16 protein-coding genes are annotated in these 17271 nt (G+C 66.2%); 10 read left to right on the top strand and 6 right to left on the bottom strand.

All coding sequences use genetic code 11. From position 1 onward, the window contains the following. Positions 1 to 22: 22 nt before the first annotated feature. Entirely contained in the window at positions 23 to 340 is a 318-nt protein-coding gene (locus tag ACPV3N_RS05300) for a glycine zipper 2TM domain-containing protein (RefSeq protein ID WP_440115448.1), read from the bottom strand. 213 nt (positions 341 to 553) lie between these two features. Then, positions 554 to 910 carry a glycine zipper 2TM domain-containing protein gene (locus ACPV3N_RS05295; RefSeq protein WP_440115446.1) on the bottom strand — a complete coding sequence of 119 codons (357 nt, stop codon included), beginning with the start codon at positions 908 to 910 and terminating at the stop codon, positions 554 to 556. Between the two features lie 186 nt (positions 911 to 1096). On the opposite strand from ACPV3N_RS05295, the gene ACPV3N_RS05290 reads away from it, so the two are divergent. Next, complete coding sequence (locus ACPV3N_RS05290) at positions 1097 to 1951, top strand: PhzF family phenazine biosynthesis protein (RefSeq protein WP_440115444.1); 855 nt, start codon at positions 1097 to 1099, stop codon at positions 1949 to 1951. Here ACPV3N_RS05290 and rlmN read toward each other — a convergent pair. After that, a complete protein-coding gene (gene rlmN / locus ACPV3N_RS05285) occupies positions 1948 to 3183 on the bottom strand; it encodes a dual-specificity RNA methyltransferase RlmN (protein ID WP_440115442.1) in 1236 nt (411 codons plus the stop codon). The two genes, ACPV3N_RS05290 and rlmN, sit on opposite strands and share 4 nt — an antisense overlap. Positions 3184 to 3476: 293 nt before the next feature. On the opposite strand from rlmN, the gene ACPV3N_RS05280 reads away from it, so the two are divergent. Continuing rightward, entirely contained in the window at positions 3477 to 4148 is a 672-nt protein-coding gene (locus ACPV3N_RS05280) for an outer membrane protein (protein WP_440115440.1), read from the top strand. A 67-nt stretch (positions 4149 to 4215) separates the two neighbouring features. On the opposite strand, the gene ACPV3N_RS05275 is transcribed toward ACPV3N_RS05280, so the two are convergent. Genes ACPV3N_RS05275 through ACPV3N_RS05265 form a run of 3 tightly spaced genes read right to left on the bottom strand, consistent with a single transcriptional unit; the run spans position 4216 to position 7155 of the window. Then, complete coding sequence (locus ACPV3N_RS05275; protein WP_440115438.1) at positions 4216 to 4704, bottom strand: invasion associated locus B family protein; 489 nt, start codon at positions 4702 to 4704, stop codon at positions 4216 to 4218. After that, complete coding sequence (locus ACPV3N_RS05270; protein WP_440115436.1) at positions 4697 to 5173, bottom strand: GreA/GreB family elongation factor; 477 nt, start codon at positions 5171 to 5173, stop codon at positions 4697 to 4699. The genes ACPV3N_RS05275 and ACPV3N_RS05270 overlap by 8 nt, the downstream gene beginning before the upstream one ends. Positions 5174 to 5181: 8 nt before the next feature. Then, positions 5182 to 7155, bottom strand: coding sequence for a lytic transglycosylase domain-containing protein (locus tag ACPV3N_RS05265; protein ID WP_440115434.1), 1974 nt, complete (start codon positions 7153 to 7155; stop codon positions 5182 to 5184). Between the two features lie 114 nt (positions 7156 to 7269). Here ACPV3N_RS05265 and dapA point away from each other — a divergent pair, with 114 nt between their 5' ends. The 8 genes from dapA to ACPV3N_RS05225 all read left to right on the top strand — a co-directional run bounded on the left by dapA (position 7270) and on the right by ACPV3N_RS05225 (position 17205). Then, positions 7270 to 8151 carry a 4-hydroxy-tetrahydrodipicolinate synthase gene (gene dapA, locus ACPV3N_RS05260; protein WP_440115432.1) on the top strand — a complete coding sequence of 294 codons (882 nt, stop codon included), beginning with the start codon at positions 7270 to 7272 and terminating at the stop codon, positions 8149 to 8151. Positions 8152 to 8280: 129 nt separating this feature from the next. Beyond that, positions 8281 to 8763, top strand: a complete 483-nt coding sequence (smpB, locus tag ACPV3N_RS05255; protein WP_259961937.1) for an SsrA-binding protein SmpB — start codon at positions 8281 to 8283, stop codon at positions 8761 to 8763. Between the two features lie 43 nt (positions 8764 to 8806). After that, positions 8807 to 9379, top strand: a complete 573-nt coding sequence (locus tag ACPV3N_RS05250; protein ID WP_440115430.1) for a DUF2062 domain-containing protein — start codon at positions 8807 to 8809, stop codon at positions 9377 to 9379. Further along, positions 9376 to 11832 (top strand): response regulator, encoded by a 2457-nt coding sequence (locus tag ACPV3N_RS05245; RefSeq protein WP_440115428.1) that lies wholly within the window; start codon positions 9376 to 9378, stop codon positions 11830 to 11832. Before ACPV3N_RS05250 ends, ACPV3N_RS05245 begins: the two co-directional genes overlap by 4 nt. An 81-nt stretch (positions 11833 to 11913) precedes the next feature. Continuing rightward, positions 11914 to 13416 (top strand): DUF4139 domain-containing protein, encoded by a 1503-nt coding sequence (locus ACPV3N_RS05240; protein ID WP_440117444.1) that lies wholly within the window; start codon positions 11914 to 11916, stop codon positions 13414 to 13416. A 10-nt stretch (positions 13417 to 13426) separates the two neighbouring features. Further along, the gene (locus tag ACPV3N_RS05235; protein WP_440115426.1) at positions 13427 to 15025 is read left to right on the top strand and encodes a DUF4139 domain-containing protein; all 1599 of its coding nucleotides are present in this window, start codon (positions 13427 to 13429) and stop codon (positions 15023 to 15025) included. 133 nt (positions 15026 to 15158) lie between these two features. Then, entirely contained in the window at positions 15159 to 16229 is a 1071-nt protein-coding gene (gene recA / locus ACPV3N_RS05230) for a recombinase RecA (protein ID WP_440115424.1), read from the top strand. A gap of 151 nt (positions 16230 to 16380) precedes the next feature. Then, the gene (locus ACPV3N_RS05225) at positions 16381 to 17205 is read left to right on the top strand and encodes a class I SAM-dependent methyltransferase (protein WP_440115422.1); all 825 of its coding nucleotides are present in this window, start codon (positions 16381 to 16383) and stop codon (positions 17203 to 17205) included. Positions 17206 to 17271: the final 66 nt, after the last annotated feature.

Genomic DNA, 17271 nt, shown 5'->3' with positions numbered 1-17271 from the left:
TGTTCGTGTTCAGTTCAAGGGTCTAGCGGCAGCGGACCGTGCGGCGTTGCACTTCGCGGCCCAGCAGCGCGCCGGCGGCTGCGCCCAGAATGGTGCCAGTCGCGCGTTCGCCGCGGGTGTCGATTGCCCTGCCGACCAGCGCACCGGCAGCCGCACCGACGACCAGTCCGACCGTGCCGTTGGATTTCTTGCAGTAGTAGCGGCCGTCACGACCTTCCCAGTACTGGACGCCGTTTTCGCTCGTGTAGTGGCGATGGTTGTATCCGGTGTTGTGGGCAAGAGCGGGGGCAGCGGGGACCGCCATACTGGTAGCGGCGACGGCGAGAAGAAACTTGTTCATGGGGTATTCCTTTCCCTCATCAAGCGTGTCGACTGTTCGACGCTCCACCGGCCTTCGGGGTCCACAACCTCAGATGAACGGGAACGACCCATGCGTATCGCGCGGCAAACCGTTCTGAAATATCGACCGATCGTTCGCGGACATTTGCGGAAAAGACAAAAAGGGCGCCGCCCTTTCGGACGACGCCCCAATTGCGGATTGTTGCTCCAGCGATCAGCGGCAGCGGACCTCGCCGCGCTCGACCTGCCGGCCGAGCAGGGCGCCCGCGGCGGCGCCAAGAATGGTGCCAGTGGCGCGTTCGCCGCGCGTGTCGATCGCCCGGCCGACCAGCGCGCCGGCGGCGGCGCCGACGATCAATCCGGTGGTACCGTTGGATCGCTTGCAATAGTACCGACCGTCATCGCCTTGCCAGTACCGCACCCCGTTGCCGCTCGTGTAATAGCGCGGCTGGTAGTCCGAGTGCTTGGCGCGGTGGCCGTGCGCCGGCGCCCATCGCGGCGGATCGGCAAACGCCGGAGCGGCGGGTAGCGCGAGGCCGGCGGCGGCAATGGCGAGTAGAGACTTCTTCATCGTTGTTTCCTTCCCGAAGTAACCTGTGGCCGCAGGTCTGCGCTTCGGCAAACGAACCGCCGATGAACGCTTCATGCCGGCACGAGATTCGCGACGGAATGCGCTGCCGTTCGGGTGAGCCGATGACTCACGCGGAGAGTCTCTCCTCGTGCGGCGCCGGGGGAGCGGTATGCTGGCACGGGGAGAATGCCGATGCGATGTGACTTGGTAGACGTTTTCGGTTCAGGCCCTCTAAGCGGCAACCCGCTTGCAGTCGTGCATGGCGCCGAAGGCCTCGACGAGTCTCAGATGTTGCGACTGACGCAGTGGCTCGGATTCTCGGAAACGACCTTCCTGTTGCCGCCGACCGATCCCGCTGCCGATTACCGGGTGCGCATATTCTATCCCGCGGGAGAACTGCCTTTCGCCGGTCATCCCACGCTGGGTTCGTGCCATGCCTGGCTCCGCGCTGGCGGGCGGTCACGGCACGAGGGAATCTGCGTCCAACAGTGCGGCGTCGGCCTAGTCACTGTGCGCGGAACGCCCGATCACCTGGCATTCAAGGCGCCGCCTCTTATCCGCTCCGGTCCGCTCGAGGCGCGGGACCTCGCCGATTGTGTACGTCTGGCCGGCGTCGAGGAAGCCGCGGTCGTCGAGGGAGTCCATGTCGCCAACGGGCCGCAATGGCGCCTCCTTCGACTTGAAAGCGCGGAACAGGTGCTCGCGGCTCGGCCGGCGCCCGAAGCGCCTGCGGGGACCGACATCGGGCTCGCCGCGCCCGGCGCATCGGGTTCCGGGGTCGACTGGGAGCTCCGCGCGTTCTTCGCCGACCACAACGGCCGCTTGCGGGAGGACCCGGTGACAGGAAGCTTCAACGCCGGCGTTGCGCTGCACCTGTTTGACAGCGGGGCGGCGGCGGGGCCGACCGTTGCCGCGCAAGGACGGATGACCGGTGCAGACGGACGCGTTTCCTGGGAGCGCGATCCTGACGGCAGTGTCTGGATCGGGGGGCGGTGTGAGACGATATCGCTCGGTGCCGGCTTGCCGGTCTTCGCCGGCTAGCTAGCCGCCGCCGCCTCGCGGTCGCGCTCTGCCCGGCTCTTCTTTTCCGCCGCGGTCTTGAGCTGGCCGCAGGCCGCATCGATATCGCGCCCCCGCGGCGTGCGGACCGGGGCGCTGATCCCATTCTCGAACACGATGTCAGAGAAACGCTTCACCCGCTCGGGCGTCGAACATTCATAGGGCGCATCGGGCCAAGGGTTGAACGGAATGAGGTTGACCTTGGCCGGAAGCCTGTACTGCTTGATCAGTCGCACGAGTTCGCGCGCATCGTCGTCGCTGTCGTTCTTGCCCTTGAGCATGACGTATTCGAATGTGATTCGCCGGGCGTTGCTGGCGCCGGGATAGGCGGCGCAGGCCGTGAGCAACTCATCGATGCCATACTTCTTGTTGAGGGGAACGATTTCGTCGCGGATCTCCTTCGTCACCGCGTGAAGCGAAACCGCGAGGTTCACCCCGATCTCCTCGCCGCACCGGTCCATCATCGGTACGACACCGCTGGTCGACAGGGTAATCCGTCGCTTGGACAGGGCGAGGCCGTCGCCGTCCATGACGATCTTTAACGCGTCGCGCACGTTGTCGAAATTGTACAGCGGCTCGCCCATGCCCATCATCACGATGTTGGTGAGCAAGCGCCCGTCAGACGAATAGTGCCCCGCGTCCTCCGCCTCGTCGAGACCGGCCATGCTTCCCTTGGGCCATTCGCCCAGCGCATCGCGGGCAAGCATGACCTGGCCGACGATCTCGCCCGGGGTCAGGTTGCGGACGAGCTTCATCGTCCCGGTATGGCAGAACCGGCAGTTGAGCGTGCAGCCGACCTGGCTCGAAACGCAGAGTGTCCCGCGATCGGCATCGGGGATGAAGACCATCTCGAAGTCGTGGCCGTCCGCGGTGCGCAGCAGCCACTTGCGGGTGCCGTCGGAAGAATGCTGCGCTTCGACCACTTCGGGGCGGCCGACCACGAATCGCTCGGCGAGCCAGGGGCGCATGGTCTTGGCGATGTCGGTCATCGCCTCGAAGTCGGTGACGCCGCGGTGGTATAGCCAATGAAAGACCTGCTTCGCGCGCAGTTTGGCAGCCTTCGCATCGAGGCCGGCCTGCGCAAACAGTTCGGTGATGCGCGGCCGGGGCAGGCCGAGCAGATCGATGCGCCCGTCGGCACGCGGGGTCACGTCGCGCGAGACGGGGATCGGATCGACTGGTCCGGGGATCGACATAAGGGCGGTATCGGCCATGGCGTGGCGCATATAGGGTGAGCCGTCCTGACTGGCAAAGCCCATCGTCGAGGCGGGCCCTTTGAGCGGCGGAAAGCTGTTTCACTGCCCGCCATACCAGTCTGGACGCAGAAAATTCCATCAGGTGCGAAGGCCCGTCGCTTAAATTGCCCGGTTCGCCGAGCAACATTGTTGCTTCAGGGCAACACAATCTGGTTGTCTGAGGTTCATGAAACTGGTGCCCTACACGTCCGTTGAGCGGGTCCATGGCAGCCGCATGACCGGTTGCCTGTGACGAAAACGGAGTACTGTTAATGAATACCAAGATCGCATCGCTCGTCGCCGCTTCCCTCGCCGCCTTGGCCACCCCGGCCATGGCCCAGTCTGCGGGCGACGCGCCGTTCACCGGCGCTCGCGTGGGCGCCGAAGTGGGTTACGACCATATTCGGTCCGGCAGCACCGAGGACGTCGACAATACCCGCGATCTCAAGCAGTCGGTCGACGGCGTGACCTATGGTGGACTGGTCGGATACGATTTCGCGGCGGGCGACAACCTGCGCCTGGGCGCGGAAGCAAGCTATTCGGGCAGCAGCGCCGGAACCGATTTCGACAACGATCGCCCGACTGTTTTCAACCTCGGCAACGTCAAGGCCGATCGCGACATCTACGTGGGCGGCCGGCTCGGGTTCGTGACCAGCCCCAGCAGCATGGTCTACGTGAAGGGTGGCTACACCAACCAGCGCTACTCGCTGACCGGGACCGACGGAACCACCACGCTCGACGGCAAGCTCGACACCGACGGCTGGCGCGCGGGCGCGGGTGCGGAATTCGCGGTCGGCCGCAATTCCTTCATCGGCGCCGAATACCGCTACTCGAAGTACTCGAAGGGCGAAGTCGACTTCGAGGGCACGACGCCTGACGGCAGCCGCTTCAACCTCGACACCGATCGCCATCAGGTCGTGGCGACGGCGGGCATTCGCTTCTAGTCGGGCGAAGCCAGGGAACGGAAGGGCGGGGCCATGCGCTCCGCCCTTCTTCTTTGTTGCCAGGCCGTCAACGACGGGCGCGCGCACAACCGATCGATGCGGCATCGAGTGCCGTTGCCGCACCGCGGAGCGAATAGCGATCGGTGAACCGACGCCCCCGCACATCGGTCGCTGAAACCGCCATCGAACCCGCCGATCGCATCGCGGCGATGATCGCCGCGTCCATCGCCTTGTCCGCTGCCCAGGCATCGCCGCCGCCACCGGTCAGCGGAAAGCGCTTTCCGCCCAGCGTTAGGGAAATGGCGGGGGCCGCTGCCAACCTGCGCGACAAGCGGATGTGAACCTGTCCGCGTACCCCGCGCCGCGGCCACGTGCCGACGCTGGCAAAGGGTTCGTACTCGCGCGCCGCCCGGTTTGGCTGCGGCACGGCGATCGCATAGCATCGGCCGGCACCCGGGTCCCGGAACGCGCCCCAGTCCTCGAACACTCCAAGGTCGTCCCTCGCGCTTGCAGGAACCGCGAGCAACGCCAGCACGGACGCGACAAGCTTAATCATAGGCGATCCCCACGATCTCCCACTCCTTCTCGCCGCCCGGCAGCCGGACGGTTCGCAGGTCCCCCACGCTTGCTCCGCGCAGCGCACGCGCGAGCGGAGAGGACCATCCGATCCGGCCGACGCCTGCATCCTGCTCGTCATCGCCGACGAGGGTGACGACCTTCCGGACCTCGTCCTCGTCCGCCAGGGTCACCGTCGCACCGAAGAACGCGCGTGTCTTGTCAGGTTGCTCGCCGGGGACGACGACCCGGGCGGCCTTCATACGCCGCGCGAGGTGCGCCAGTTCACGGTCGATCTCGCGCATGCGCTTGCGGCCGTACAGGTAATCGCCGTTCTCGCTGCGGTCTCCGTTGCCAGCCGCCCAGCTGACTATCTCCACGATTTCAGGCCGCGCGGTTCCGAGCAGGTGCTCGTATCGCGCCTTGAGCGCGGTGAACCCTGCCGGCGTAATCGGATTGTCCGCCCCCATCCGGCCCGCTAACCCGGTGCGCGCTTGCCGATGAACTGGCTGACGCTCTTGGGCTGGGCGCCGAAGCGGATGCGTTCGGGATGCAGCGCCTCGTAGACGACCGCGTTCTCGAGCACGCGCTGGACATAGTTCTTGGTCTCGAAGATCGGGATCTCCTCGATCCAGCGCAGCCAGTCGATCCCGCCGAGCCGCGGGTCGCCGTTCGCGCGCAGCCACTTGTTCACGTTGCCCGGCCCGGCGTTGTAGGCCGCAGCGGCCAGCGGATAGCTGCCCCCGTAGTAATCCATCATCCGCGAGAAATACCCGTCGCCGAGGCGGATGTTATATTGCGGGTCGGTCATCAGGCTGGCGCTCATGTAGGCCATGCCCATCTTGCCTGCCTGCTCGTTCGCGGTGCCCGGCATGAGTTGCATGAGACCACGGGCCCCGGCGTGACTGATCCGGTCGATATCGAATTCGCTCTCTTGCCGCGCGATCGCGTGGACCATCGTATAATCGGCACCCGGCGGGGTTGCGATCACCGGGAAGCCGACCCGCGTGAATCCCTCGATCCCCTTCTCGGGGGCAGTCCTGCCGATCACCACCGCGAGTTCCTCCAGGCCCAGTTCCCGAGCGAGGCCGGCTGCTAGCTGGAGATCGGTCGGATCCCTGGCGTTGTCCGCGAGCGCGGTGAAGAAATAACGCTCGGTCCGCCAGTCGGTGCTGCGCGCCACTGCCCTAATCGCCTGGGCGAGGGGGGAGGCATTGAACCGGGCGATTTGCTGCTGGGTGGGAGCGCTGAGCGCAACCTGGCGAAACTCCGGCAGCGGCCGGCCCAGCCGCTCGAGAGCAAGCTGTCCGTAGAAGTACTCGGGATACTTCGCCGCCAATTCAAAATAGCGGGTGGCTTCCGCCTGGTTCCCCGCGCGGGCCGAAGCGTTACCCGCCCAATAGAAGCCCTTCGAACGCGTTTGCGGCGTCTGCGCGGCGTTGCCGTATCGGAAAAAGAGCGGGGCGGCGAGGTTGCCGTCGCCCATCGTCCAGAGTGCTTTCGTACCCCCCAGCCACATCAGCGAGGTGTAATCGTCGCGCAGCTTGTAGCTTAGTTGCGATATGTCGGTGCCCGGGGCGAACAGGTCATCGACCTTGCTCGCGATCGCCGCGGCAGTGTTGGCGCTGGCGCCACGCGCCTGCACGAGCATCTCGGTGACCATGTCCTCGGGATCGTGCGGCGGGCGCGCAAAGCTGGCCCGCGTGGCGAGCAGCTGCTGACCCCGGTCCGCCTGGCCATTCTTCCGGTAGTGCCGTGCGAGGCTGTAGACGTAACCGGGATCGCTCATGAGGTCGGCCGGAACCGACAGCCCGATCGCTTGCGGCAGGCTACCCTGCAACAAGGCGAGATGGGACATGAACTTCTCCCGGCTTGCCAGCGGCACCAGGTTCATCTGGCGCGCCGCCGCCTCGGTTTCGCCCTGCCACAGCAGTGCGCGCATCCGCTCCTCGTGATCGGCGGCCGAGAACTGCGAGCCGAACATGCTGGTTAGATAGGCTTCCGCAGGGCTGCTCATCCGGCCGCCTTGCCACGCCAACCGCGCCTGCTCGCGCGCCTCAGGCCGGCCGAGCGACGACAGGGCGAGGGCGTAGCGCGCACGGGCGGGATTGGTAAGCGGGGGAAAACGGTCGAAGAAGGCGATCACCTGGTCCGGACCGGGAGCGTCGCGCTCGAGCGCCTTCTCCGCATACGATCGGATCAGCGCCATCCGCGGATAAGTGGGATAGGCCAAGGCGAACCCCGCATAGTCGGAAAACCCCATCCGGTCGTTCGAGGTGAGCTGCTTCCAGCGCGCGACAGCGGCCGCGGCCTGGGTGGGCTGCGCAGCGACCATCATGGCACGCCCCGGGTCGGATTGCGACTGGGCAGCGAGCGGCGCAGCCGCGAGGGTAAGGGTTGCAAGTGCCGTAAAGCGCAGGAGATTCAGCTTGTTATCGACCATGCTGGACATTCTGCCTACCGGCTCCTTATCACGCGATGAATGCATGGTATCCCATGCGGGCAACGGGCACGCAAAGGCCACCCCCCTTGCGGCGCTTATGAGACTAACGAAGGCGAAGCGACAATGTTCTCGGGCTCGATTCCCGCTCTGGTGACTCCTTTTCGCGATGGGTCGTTCGACGAAGCGGCGTTCCGCCGTCTGGTCGATTGGCAGATCGAGCAAGGGTCGAAGGCGCTGGTCCCATGCGGCACCACCGGCGAAGCCTCGACGCTGTCGAATGCCGAGCATCACCGGGTGATCGAGGTCTGCATCGAGCAGGCCGCGGGGCGCGTTCCGGTCATTGCCGGTTGCGGCAGCAACGACACCATGAACGCGCTGCTTCACATGAACTTTTCCAAGAAGGCGGGCGCAGCCGCCGCGCTGTGCGTCGCGCCGTATTACAACCGGCCCAAGCAAAAGGGACTGATCGCGCATTTCAGCTATCTGGCCGAGCATTGCGACCTGCCGATCGTGCTCTACAACGTGCCCGGACGGACCGTGACCGACATCGAGCCCGAAACGGTCTGCGAACTCGCCAAGGCCTATCCGGACAAGATCGTCGCGATCAAGGACGCAAGCGGCGACCTGTCGCGCGTGACCGATCACCGGATGGGGATTGGCAAGCACTTTTGCCAGCTGTCCGGCGACGACGAGCTTGCGTTGCCCGCCAATGCGGCCGGGGCGGTGGGGTGCATCTCGGTCACCGCCAACGTCGCGCCGGCGCTCTGCGCCGAATTCCAGGCGGCCTGCGCGGCCAACGATCTCGCCCGTGCGCGCGAACTCAACGACCGGCTCTATCCGTTGCACTACGCCATGTTCGAGGACGCCAGCCCGGCACCGGTCAAATATGCCCTTAGCCGCCTGTTTCCCGACATCAGCCCGGCGGTGCGGCTCCCGCTTGTTGAGTGCGGCGATGCGGCCAAGCGAGCTGTCGACGAGGCCCTGGCACACGCGGGCCTCGTCTAGCGCGCAGTTCGGACTCGTGCGCGCTGCCCTTGGTGAGGCGGTCGAGGGTCCGGGATACCGCCCTCCTTTCGGACCGGCGGAAAGCGGGGCCTTTCGCTCCTGTCCCTGTGCGCCTACATGCGCCCTCCCATGGCGCGCCCGAAACCCGAAACCTTCGACAAGAAGAAGACCGTTGCGGAGAACCGCCGCGCACGGTTCGACTATTTCATCGAGGACAAGTTCGAAGCCGGGCTCATGCTCACCGGCACCGAGGTGAAAAGCCTGCGGGCAGGCGAGGCGACGATCGCCGAAAGCTATGCCGAGGTGCGCGGCGGCGAGGTGTGGCTGGTCAATTCCAACATTCCCGAATTCAGCCACGGCAACCGCAATAACCACGAACCGAAACGGCCGCGCAAGTTGCTGCTCCACGAGCGCGAGATCGACAAGATGACCGGCGCGGTCGAGCGCAAGGGCATGACGCTCGTCCCGCTGTCGATATACTTCAACAGCCGGGGCCGCGCGAAGGTCGAACTGGCGCTCGCCAAGGGCAAGCAGGCACAGGACAAGCGGGCGACGATCAAGGATCGCGACTGGAAGCGCGACAAGGCGCGCCTTTTGCGCGAGCGCGGCTGAGCCGCCTCTTCAAACCCATTTCGAAAAGTGTATCTGCACCTCCATGTCTAACCCCTTCCACCGCTGGGCCAGGCGCAACATGCCCACGCGCGAGGGGATGGCGAAGAACAAGTACCTCGCCCCGATCGCGCACCGGTTCCTGAGCCCCGAACTGTGGCGGTTTACCCGCCGCTCGGTTCCACGAGGAGTGGCGCTGGGCCTGTTCGCCGGCTTCATCGTCCCGGTCGGACAGATATTCCTTGCCGCGTTCCTCGCGCTGCCGGCGCGGGCAAACGTGCCGCTCGCCGCGCTGGTTACGTTCGTCACCAACCCGTTCACCCTGCCGTTCTGGCTCTACGTCGCGAACCAGGTGGGCGCATTTACCCTCAAGATCGATGCCGCGACCGTCAACGCTGCAAGCAACGAGCTGGCGAGCGGTCGGTGGGAGCAATTCGGCTGGTTTCTTCAGACAGCAGGCGTGACGGCCTTCGGATTTATCGTGCTGTCGGTCGTCAGCGCGGCGGTCGGCTATCTCGTGTCGGGTCTCGTCTGGCGTTTCGTGGTCGCGAACCGGCGCAAGGTCCGGCTCAAGCGGATGGGCGAGGAACGCGCCCGCCGCCGCGAGACCGCGCCATGATCGAGGGGGCGACCCAGCCCATCCGGCTTTACGGTTTCATCGCGGCCGCAATCGCGCTCAGCACGGCGGCGATCTGGCTCGCGAGCGGCGAGGGCCTGACTGCGGCCGCGTTCCTTGGCGGGGTCGCTGTATTTATAGGTACGGGCCTCGCATTGACCCGGCTGCGTCCCGCGACAGGGCCGGAGGATCTCGCTCCGCCCGATTGGTCGGTCACCGTCGCCGCCATCGAGAGACCGGGCGTGGCGGTCGCGATCGTCGATCGGGCCAATCGGCTGGTCTGCGCCAATTCCGCCTATACCGAGTGGTTCGGTGTCGGCAGCGCGCCGCCGAACCTGCCCCTTGACCGCTCCGCGCTGGAGGCGCTGTCGCGCGGAGCGCGGGAAGCCTGGCGCGATGGTTTTAGTTGCGCCGAAGAAATCGAGAGCGCCGACGGCACCCGGCGGTGGGCGGTGCAGGCCCAGCGCGCGGGAAGAGGAGACGACTACCTCGTCTGGCGGTTCGAGGGACAGGCCGAAGAGGACTTCGTAGCCGACCTCGCGCGGGCCATTGTCGGCCCGCTCGGCAGGCTGCTCTCACGCAGCGGGATCGAAGCTGCGCTGGTGGGGGCCGATGGCATCGTACGCGCCGCCGCTGCCGGCTTTGCTGTCCGGGCGGCAGGTGACCCAGCAGCAACGCTTGCGGGCCAGGATTTCGCCAGCCTCCTGCGCGCCGACGAGCGCGATCGGATCTTCTTCGCGCGCGAAGGACGCCGGGGCAGCCCGCAGACACTGATCCACGTGCCGCTGGGCGAGGCCGCCGAAAGCCGCGCGCCCGACGCAAACGCCGGCTCGAGCCTCATGCTTCTGATCGATGCAGGCGTTGGTCTCGGCGCGAACGGCGAGCAGGCCGGATCGGCGGCGACGCCCCAGCTCGAGGCGCTGCTCGGAGCGCTGCCGCTCGGCCTTGCCATGACTGATCGCGACGGCCGGCTGCTGTTTGCCAATGCGCCCTTCCGTCGCGCGGCCGGGATCGAGGACAAGCCGCTTCCGCAATACCCTTCGGACCTTGTCGTGCGCGAGGACAAGGGGCCCGTTTCCGACGCCGTTCGCCGGTTCGGCAAGGGCCCGGCCAGTGCAACAGACATGGCAGTTCGCCTGCGTGGGCAGCCCGACGATCCGGTCAGCCTGGGCATTGCGGGCGTCAGAGGGCTGGGAGAGGCCGCGGTGCTGCTCAGCCTTGTCGATTCGACCGAGGAGACCCGCCTCAAGCGGCAGGTGGCCCAGGCCACCAAGATGCAGGCAGTGGGGCAACTCGCCGGCGGGGTCGCGCATGATTTCAACAATGTGCTCACCGCGGTGATCGGTACCTGCGATCTCATGCTGCTGCGCCATACCCCGGGCGACAGCGATTACGACGACATCCAGCAGATCCGCGCGAACTCGAACCGTGCCGCGGCGCTGACCCGCCAGCTCCTCGCCTTCAGCCGTCAGCAGACGCTGCGGCCCGAGGTATTGCAGCTGCCCGACGTAGTGAGTGAGGTCAGCCAGCTCCTGCGCCGACTGCTTGGCGAGAAGATCGAGCTCAAGGTCCACCACGATCGGGATCTGGGACCGGTGCGCGCCGACCCCCAGCAACTTGAGCAGGTTATCGTGAACCTTGCGGCCAATGCGCGCGACGCGATGCAGTCGCGCGGCGACGGTTCAGGCAAGCTCTCCATCGCCACGCGCCGGGTCAGCGCGCGCGACGTGCGCAAGATGGGCAGCGAAATCATTCCCGAGGGCGATTACACCGCGCTGGTCGTGCAGGATTCGGGCGGCGGTATTCCGCACCAGCATCTGACCAAGATCTTCGAGCCCTTTTTCACCACGAAGCAGCAGGGCAGGGGCGTACCCCAGGGTATGACGCTGGGCGGAACGGGCCTCGGTCTTTCGACCGTCTACGGGATCGTCAAGCAATCGGGCGGCTTCATCTTTGCCGACAACATCCCCGAGACCGCCGGCACGAAGGCGGGCGCACGCTTCAGCGTCTATCTTCCAGTCTATCGCGGCGAGGTCCCCGGCAAGGCGCCGGCTGCAGAGACATCGCAAGTGGCGGAATGGTCGGGCGGCGGGCGCATCCTCCTCGTTGAGGACGAGGACATGGTGCGCGCGGTGGCCGAGCGCGCGCTCGTGCGGGCAGGCTACGCCGTGACAGCCTGCAGCGACGGCGAGGAGGGACTGGCGGCGGTCGCCAACGGGGGCGAGTTCGACCTTGTCATCTCTGACGTGGTGATGCCGGGCATGGACGGTCCGGCGATGGCGCGCGCGATCCGCAAGGCGAGGCCGGCGTTGCCCGTCCTGTTCATGTCGGGTTACGCGGAAGAGCAACTGCGCAACGATATCGATATCGCCGACATGCATTTCATTCCCAAGCCCTTCAGCGTCAAGCAGATCTCGGACAAGGTCGGGGGCATCCTCAGCGCCGCGCGCGGTTGACGCGCGTTCAGGTTGCGGCAAGAATAAGGATACAATGTTACATAGGTCGCCTCGAATGCGACCGAACGAGGGGAAATGCCCATGCGCCTCTACCGGCTGACTCTTGCCGCTGCCGCGGTGACCGCGACCGCCGCCATCGCTCAGAACCCCGCAGATCGGGAAACCGCGCAGGGCGAACTCGACGTGACGATTTACAACGGCAACGTCGCGCTGGTGCAAGACGTGCGGCGGCTCGACATCGACAGGGGCCGCAGCCGCATCGAATTCCCCGACGTGTCTGCGCAGATCCGGCCCGAGACGCTTAGCTTCAATGCTGCCGATGCGGGGATAGTCGAACAGAATTTCGATTTCGACCTGCTCACGCCGGCCAAGATGATGGAAAAGGCCATCGGCCAGACCGTCACGCTGATCCGCACCAATCCGGCCACCGGGGCAGAGACCCGCGAACGCGCGACGGTGCTGTCGACCGCGGGCGGGGTCGTGGTGAAGATCGGTGATCGGATCGAGGTGCTGCGCGACGACGGTTTGCCGGTTCGCGTGGTCTTCGATCGGGTGCCCCCCAACCTGCGCGCCCGGCCAACCCTGGCGGTGACCGTCGACAGCGACCGTGGCGGCGTCCGCCCCGCCTCGATCCGGTATCTGACCAGCGGGCTGGGCTGGTCGGCGGATTACGTCGCGCTTTACGACGAGGCGCGGGGGACCGCCGACATGCAGGGATGGGTGACCCTGACCAACCAGACCGGCACCACGTTTCACGACGCAGATACCGTGCTCGTTGCGGGAAGCCCCTCCACGAGCGGAAATAACCGCACTTATCGGCGTCCCTCTCCGACCCCGCCGCCGCGCGGAGGATTCGTTCCCGGGACCGAGACGGCCGAGCGGGAGCGGCTTGGCGACTATTACCTCTATCCCCTTCCCGGCCGCACGACCATCGCGAACGCCCAGACCAAGCAGGTCGGATTCCTCGACGTGCAGGCCGTCCCCGCACGGAAGATCTACGCCCGCACTGTCGGCTGGCTTGCGAGCGACGACCGGCCCGTCAACGTCGCCAGCGCTATCGGTTTTTCGACCTCTCGCGAACAGGGGCTGGGCGACGCGCTTCCCGCCGGCACTGTGCGGTTCTATCAGCGCGATGCCCGGGGCACGCCCCAATTCGTCGGGGAAAGCGGCATCGGCCATACCCCGATGGGCAGCGCCTTGACCCTGACCACCGGCGATGCATTCGACCTGTTCGTCCAGGCCGAAGTGATCGCCCGCGACAAGATCACTTCCGGGGAATACGAATCGAGCGGGCGCTACCGGGTGATCAAGGACGGCGAACAGGTCACCGAGTACAGGTACGACCGCGCGGTCGACTATTGGCGCACGACGATGCGCTACGCGTTCACCAACGCAAAGTCCGTGCCGGTCGAGGTCGAGCTTGCACAGGGCGGGCTCGACCGCGGGTGGTGGGCCCGCGATTACCGGGTGACGAGCGAGGACGTTCCCGGCGAGCAGGTCAATGCCGATACCCGTAAATACCTCGTGACGGTGCCCGCGAACGGCAAGCGCGAGGTCCGGGTGACCTACGAGACCCGGTACTAGGGACGGGGCCGTGCGCCGCGTCCTTCTGTGCCTCCTGCTGGCCGGCGCCGCTCCCGCTGCGGCGCGCGAGGCGGTCGACGCGTCGGAGCCTTCGGCGCTTTCGGTGACAGTCTATCGCGACCCCGATCGCGCGCCGGATCAGGACATGCGCCGCGACTGGCCGCGCGGCTTCGCGATGATTACCGAAACGCGCCAGGTAACCTTGCCCGCGGGAGAAGCGACGATCCGTTTCGAGGGAGTGTCCGAGGGCATGGTAGCGGTAACCGCGATCGTCACCGGTCTTCCAGGCGGCACGATCGAGAAGAACCGGAACGCGGACCTGCTGAGTCCGGGTGCGCTCGTCGACGGCTCGCTGGGCAACCGCGTCACCATCACCCGTACCGATCCCGCGAACGGGCGCGAAACGAGCGAATCGGCGATCGTGCGCAGCCGCGCCGACGGCGGCCTCGTGCTGCAGACGGGCAGCGGGTTCGAAGCGGTGCGCTGCTCGGGACTGCCTGAGAAACTCTCCTTCGATCGCGTGCCGGCGGGAGTTTCCGCAAGACCGGTCTATTCGATCGATACCGCGGCCCCGGTCGGCGGTACCTACACCGTGACGCTCACCTACCTGTCATGGGGCTTCGACTGGCAGGCGCATTACGTCGCCACGCTCGCTGAGGGCGGAGCTGTCGATGACGTGCGAATGCGCCTCACCAGCTGGCTGACGCTGGTCAACGACAACGGTCAGAGCTTCCCCGACGCCGAACTCATGGCCGTTGCCGGACGCCTCAGGGTAACCAGCGATTACGCGGCTCTCGCCGATCCGCCGCAGGGGCGCCCGTTGCAGCTCGTTTGCTACCCGATCGGAAGCACGGCTGCCGGCTCGCCAGTCCCATATTACGGCAACGCGCCCTATCCGCCGCCTCCGCCTCCACCGCCACCCATGGCTGCGGCTGTGATGGAGGAAGCCGACGCGCGCGGGCTGTCTATCATGGTGACCGGCTCGCGGATGGCAAAGGCCGCGATGGTCGCAACGGAAGAGGACCTGGCGGACCTCAAGCTCTACCGCGTGCCCGAGCGGGTGACCGTATCCGCGCAAAGCCAGAAGCAGATCGCGTTTCTCGATCGCGGCGAGGTCCGGGGCACCCTGTGGCACACCACCTACTGCGCGCCGTGGCGGAACGGCAACGGCGAGGCGGCACCCGCCGCGATCATTCTCGCCACCGTGAACGATTCGCGCCATGGCCTCGGCGCCGCGCTACCGACGGGCGGACTAACGGTCTTCGAAGCAACCCCTGCGGGGGATTTGCTCATCGGGGAAGATCGGGTGCGCGATTATGCCGAGGGGCAGGATGTCGAGATCGCGGTCGGTGACAGCGGGCAAGTCTTCGCCGCGTGCTCGGTCGAAGGGGCGGCTGAGAGCCGCCAATCGGGTGCCCGAGTGCCGATGAAACTGGTCGTAACGAACGCCACGCCGGCACCGGCGAAATTGCGGGTTACGCTCGGGGGATCGGTGGTGCGGATCGCCGGGCTGGCCGGTACCCGCGTCAAGGATGGTGCGCGGATTTACGAGACCAGCATTCCCGCCAACGGGCGCCGCGAGCTGCGCTGGACGGTGGTCGACGAATAACCGTAGCATAGGTCAGCGAAAAAATTTTCGTTCCACTCTTGTTCTCATGGAACAAAACGGATACATGCCGCTTCGGGTGACAGGTGGCCCCGGGATCGCCCAGGGGTCTAGGCAAAACGCGAAAGGGTGTGTCATGGCGGCTTCGAACCTCAAGCTGGTGGAAGACAAGAACTTGGATACGGACCGTCAGAAAGCGCTCGACGCCGCGCTCGCCCAGATCGACCGCGCGTTTGGCAAGGGCTCGGCGATGCGGCTGGGCCAGAAAGAAGCCATGCAGGTCGAGACGATCTCGACCGGAAGCCTCGGACTCGACATCGCGCTGGGCGTGGGTGGCCTGCCCAAGGGACGCGTGATCGAGGTGTACGGTCCCGAAAGCTCGGGCAAGACCACGCTCGCGCTCCACGTCATCGCCGAAGCGCAGAAGAACGGCGGAACCGCTGCTTTCGTCGATGCGGAACACGCGCTCGATCCGGTTTACGCCAGGAAGCTGGGCGTCAACATCGACGAACTGATCGTCTCGCAGCCCGACACCGGTGAGCAGGCGCTCGAGATTACCGACACTCTCGTGCGCTCGAACGCGATCGACGTGCTGGTGGTCGATTCGGTTGCAGCTCTCGTCCCCCGGGCCGAGATCGAGGGCGAGATGGGCGACAGTCACGTCGGGCTTCAGGCCCGCCTGATGAGCCAGTCGCTGCGCAAGCTCACCGGCTCGATCAACCGGTCGAAATGCATGGTGATCTTCATCAACCAGCTGCGCATGAAGATCGGCGTGATGTACGGCAACCCCGAGACCACGACCGGCGGCAATGCGCTCAAGTTCTACGCCTCGGTGCGGCTCGACATTCGCCGCACCGGACAGATCAAGGATCGCGACGACATCATCGGCAATTCGACGCGGGTGAAGGTCGTCAAGAACAAGGTAGCGCCGCCGTTCAAGCAGGTCGAATTCGACATCATGTACGGTGAAGGCATCTCGAAGATCGGCGAGATTCTGGACCTGGGCGTGAAGGCCGGCCTCGTCGAGAAGTCGGGATCGTGGTTCAGCTACGATTCGATCCGCATCGGCCAGGGCCGCGAGAACGCCAAGACCTATCTCAAGGAAAATCCCGAAGTTTGCGACAGGCTGGAAGCCGCAATCCGCGGCCGGACCGACGCCGTCGCCGAGGAGATGATGACGGGTCCGGACGCGGACGACGACGCCTGATCCTCACACCGGGCGCATGCTCGCGCCCGGAAGCACGGAATGCCGGTGCGGATGCCTTGGTGCGTTCGCACCGGCTTTTCCGTTTCTGCGCACCGCCTCATCGTGATACCGCCCTCAGCGTAACGCATTGTCGTGAGGGATGGGCCGCCGGATGACTGACCGCCGGGACTGGGAGGGTCGGACGGGCCGCAAGTGGGCCGAGGAATGGCGCCGCACCGATCGCAGCTTCGCCGAGGTCACCCAGCGCCTTCTCGACAACGCGCGACGCGGACCGGTCACCCGCGCACTCGACGTCGGCTGCGGAGCGGGCGAGCTATCGCTTGCCCTGGCCCGAGAGCACGGGGACGCCCGGATTCTCGGGATCGACGTGAGCCGGCAGCTCATCGAAGTAGCCCGCGAGCGCGGAGCGCACCTGCCCAACGCCAGGTTCGACGTCGCGGATGCCGCGACCTGGCGCGACCGGGAAGGTAGCCAGGACCTCGTGATTTCGCGCCACGGAGTCATGTTCTTTCCCGATCCCGTCGCCGCATTCGCTCATCTGCGGGCGCAAGCCGCACCCGGTGCCCGCCTGCTGTTCTCGTGCTTCCGCGAGCGCAGTGAGAACCCCTGGGCAAGCCGCATTGCCGAATTGCTTCCGCCGGGGAAGGTGCAGCCCACGGAACCCGGTGCCCCGGGACCGTTTGCATTTTCCGAGCGCGCCTATGTCGAGGCTATCCTCGTGGGGGCCAACTGGCGCGACATCGCCTTCGAGAAGGTCGATTATGCCTATGTGGCCGGAGTGGGCGGCGATCCGGTCGGCGATGCCCTCACCTATTTCCTCGCCATAGGGCCTGCGGCGGCCGCCGCCGCCGAGCTCGACCCCGACGAGCGGCGCGTCTTCGCCGACCGGCTCGAGGCGTTTCTCGCCGAATATCGTGACGGATCGATCGTCGCGATGCCGGCAGCAGCGTGGGTTGTCAGCGCGCGAGCAAACTGAGCGCGTCGCCGCCGCCTCCATGCTGCCGTAATTCGCTTGTCGCTCGCGCGCGCAGCAATTACCTGC

It is taken from the genome of Tsuneonella sediminis (genome assembly GCF_051912845.1).
In the GTDB taxonomy this organism is placed as follows: domain Bacteria; phylum Pseudomonadota; class Alphaproteobacteria; order Sphingomonadales; family Sphingomonadaceae; genus Tsuneonella; species Tsuneonella sediminis.
Note: the sequence above shows the minus strand (reverse complement) of the source record. Positions and strands in the feature narration are given on the sequence as shown.

Coding starts and splice junctions, on each gene's coding strand:
- dapA (WP_440115432.1), top strand. CDS start 7,270: ATGTTCTCGGGCTCGATTCCCGCTCTGGTGACTCCTTTTCGCGATGGG.
- ACPV3N_RS05290 (WP_440115444.1), top strand. CDS start 1,097: ATGCCGATGCGATGTGACTTGGTAGACGTTTTCGGTTCAGGCCCTCTA.
- ACPV3N_RS05270 (WP_440115436.1), bottom strand. CDS start 5,173: ATGGGGGCGGACAATCCGATTACGCCGGCAGGGTTCACCGCGCTCAAG.
- ACPV3N_RS05250 (WP_440115430.1), top strand. CDS start 8,807: ATGTCTAACCCCTTCCACCGCTGGGCCAGGCGCAACATGCCCACGCGC.
- recA (WP_440115424.1), top strand. CDS start 15,159: ATGGCGGCTTCGAACCTCAAGCTGGTGGAAGACAAGAACTTGGATACG.
- ACPV3N_RS05225 (WP_440115422.1), top strand. CDS start 16,381: ATGACTGACCGCCGGGACTGGGAGGGTCGGACGGGCCGCAAGTGGGCC.
- rlmN (WP_440115442.1), bottom strand. CDS start 3,183: ATGGCCGATACCGCCCTTATGTCGATCCCCGGACCAGTCGATCCGATC.
- ACPV3N_RS05275 (WP_440115438.1), bottom strand. CDS start 4,704: ATGATTAAGCTTGTCGCGTCCGTGCTGGCGTTGCTCGCGGTTCCTGCA.
- ACPV3N_RS05280 (WP_440115440.1), top strand. CDS start 3,477: ATGAATACCAAGATCGCATCGCTCGTCGCCGCTTCCCTCGCCGCCTTG.
- ACPV3N_RS05295 (WP_440115446.1), bottom strand. CDS start 910: ATGAAGAAGTCTCTACTCGCCATTGCCGCCGCCGGCCTCGCGCTACCC.
- ACPV3N_RS05245 (WP_440115428.1), top strand. CDS start 9,376: ATGATCGAGGGGGCGACCCAGCCCATCCGGCTTTACGGTTTCATCGCG.
- ACPV3N_RS05265 (WP_440115434.1), bottom strand. CDS start 7,155: ATGTCCAGCATGGTCGATAACAAGCTGAATCTCCTGCGCTTTACGGCA.
- ACPV3N_RS05240 (WP_440117444.1), top strand. CDS start 11,914: ATGCGCCTCTACCGGCTGACTCTTGCCGCTGCCGCGGTGACCGCGACC.
- smpB (WP_259961937.1), top strand. CDS start 8,281: ATGGCGCGCCCGAAACCCGAAACCTTCGACAAGAAGAAGACCGTTGCG.
- ACPV3N_RS05300 (WP_440115448.1), bottom strand. CDS start 340: ATGAACAAGTTTCTTCTCGCCGTCGCCGCTACCAGTATGGCGGTCCCC.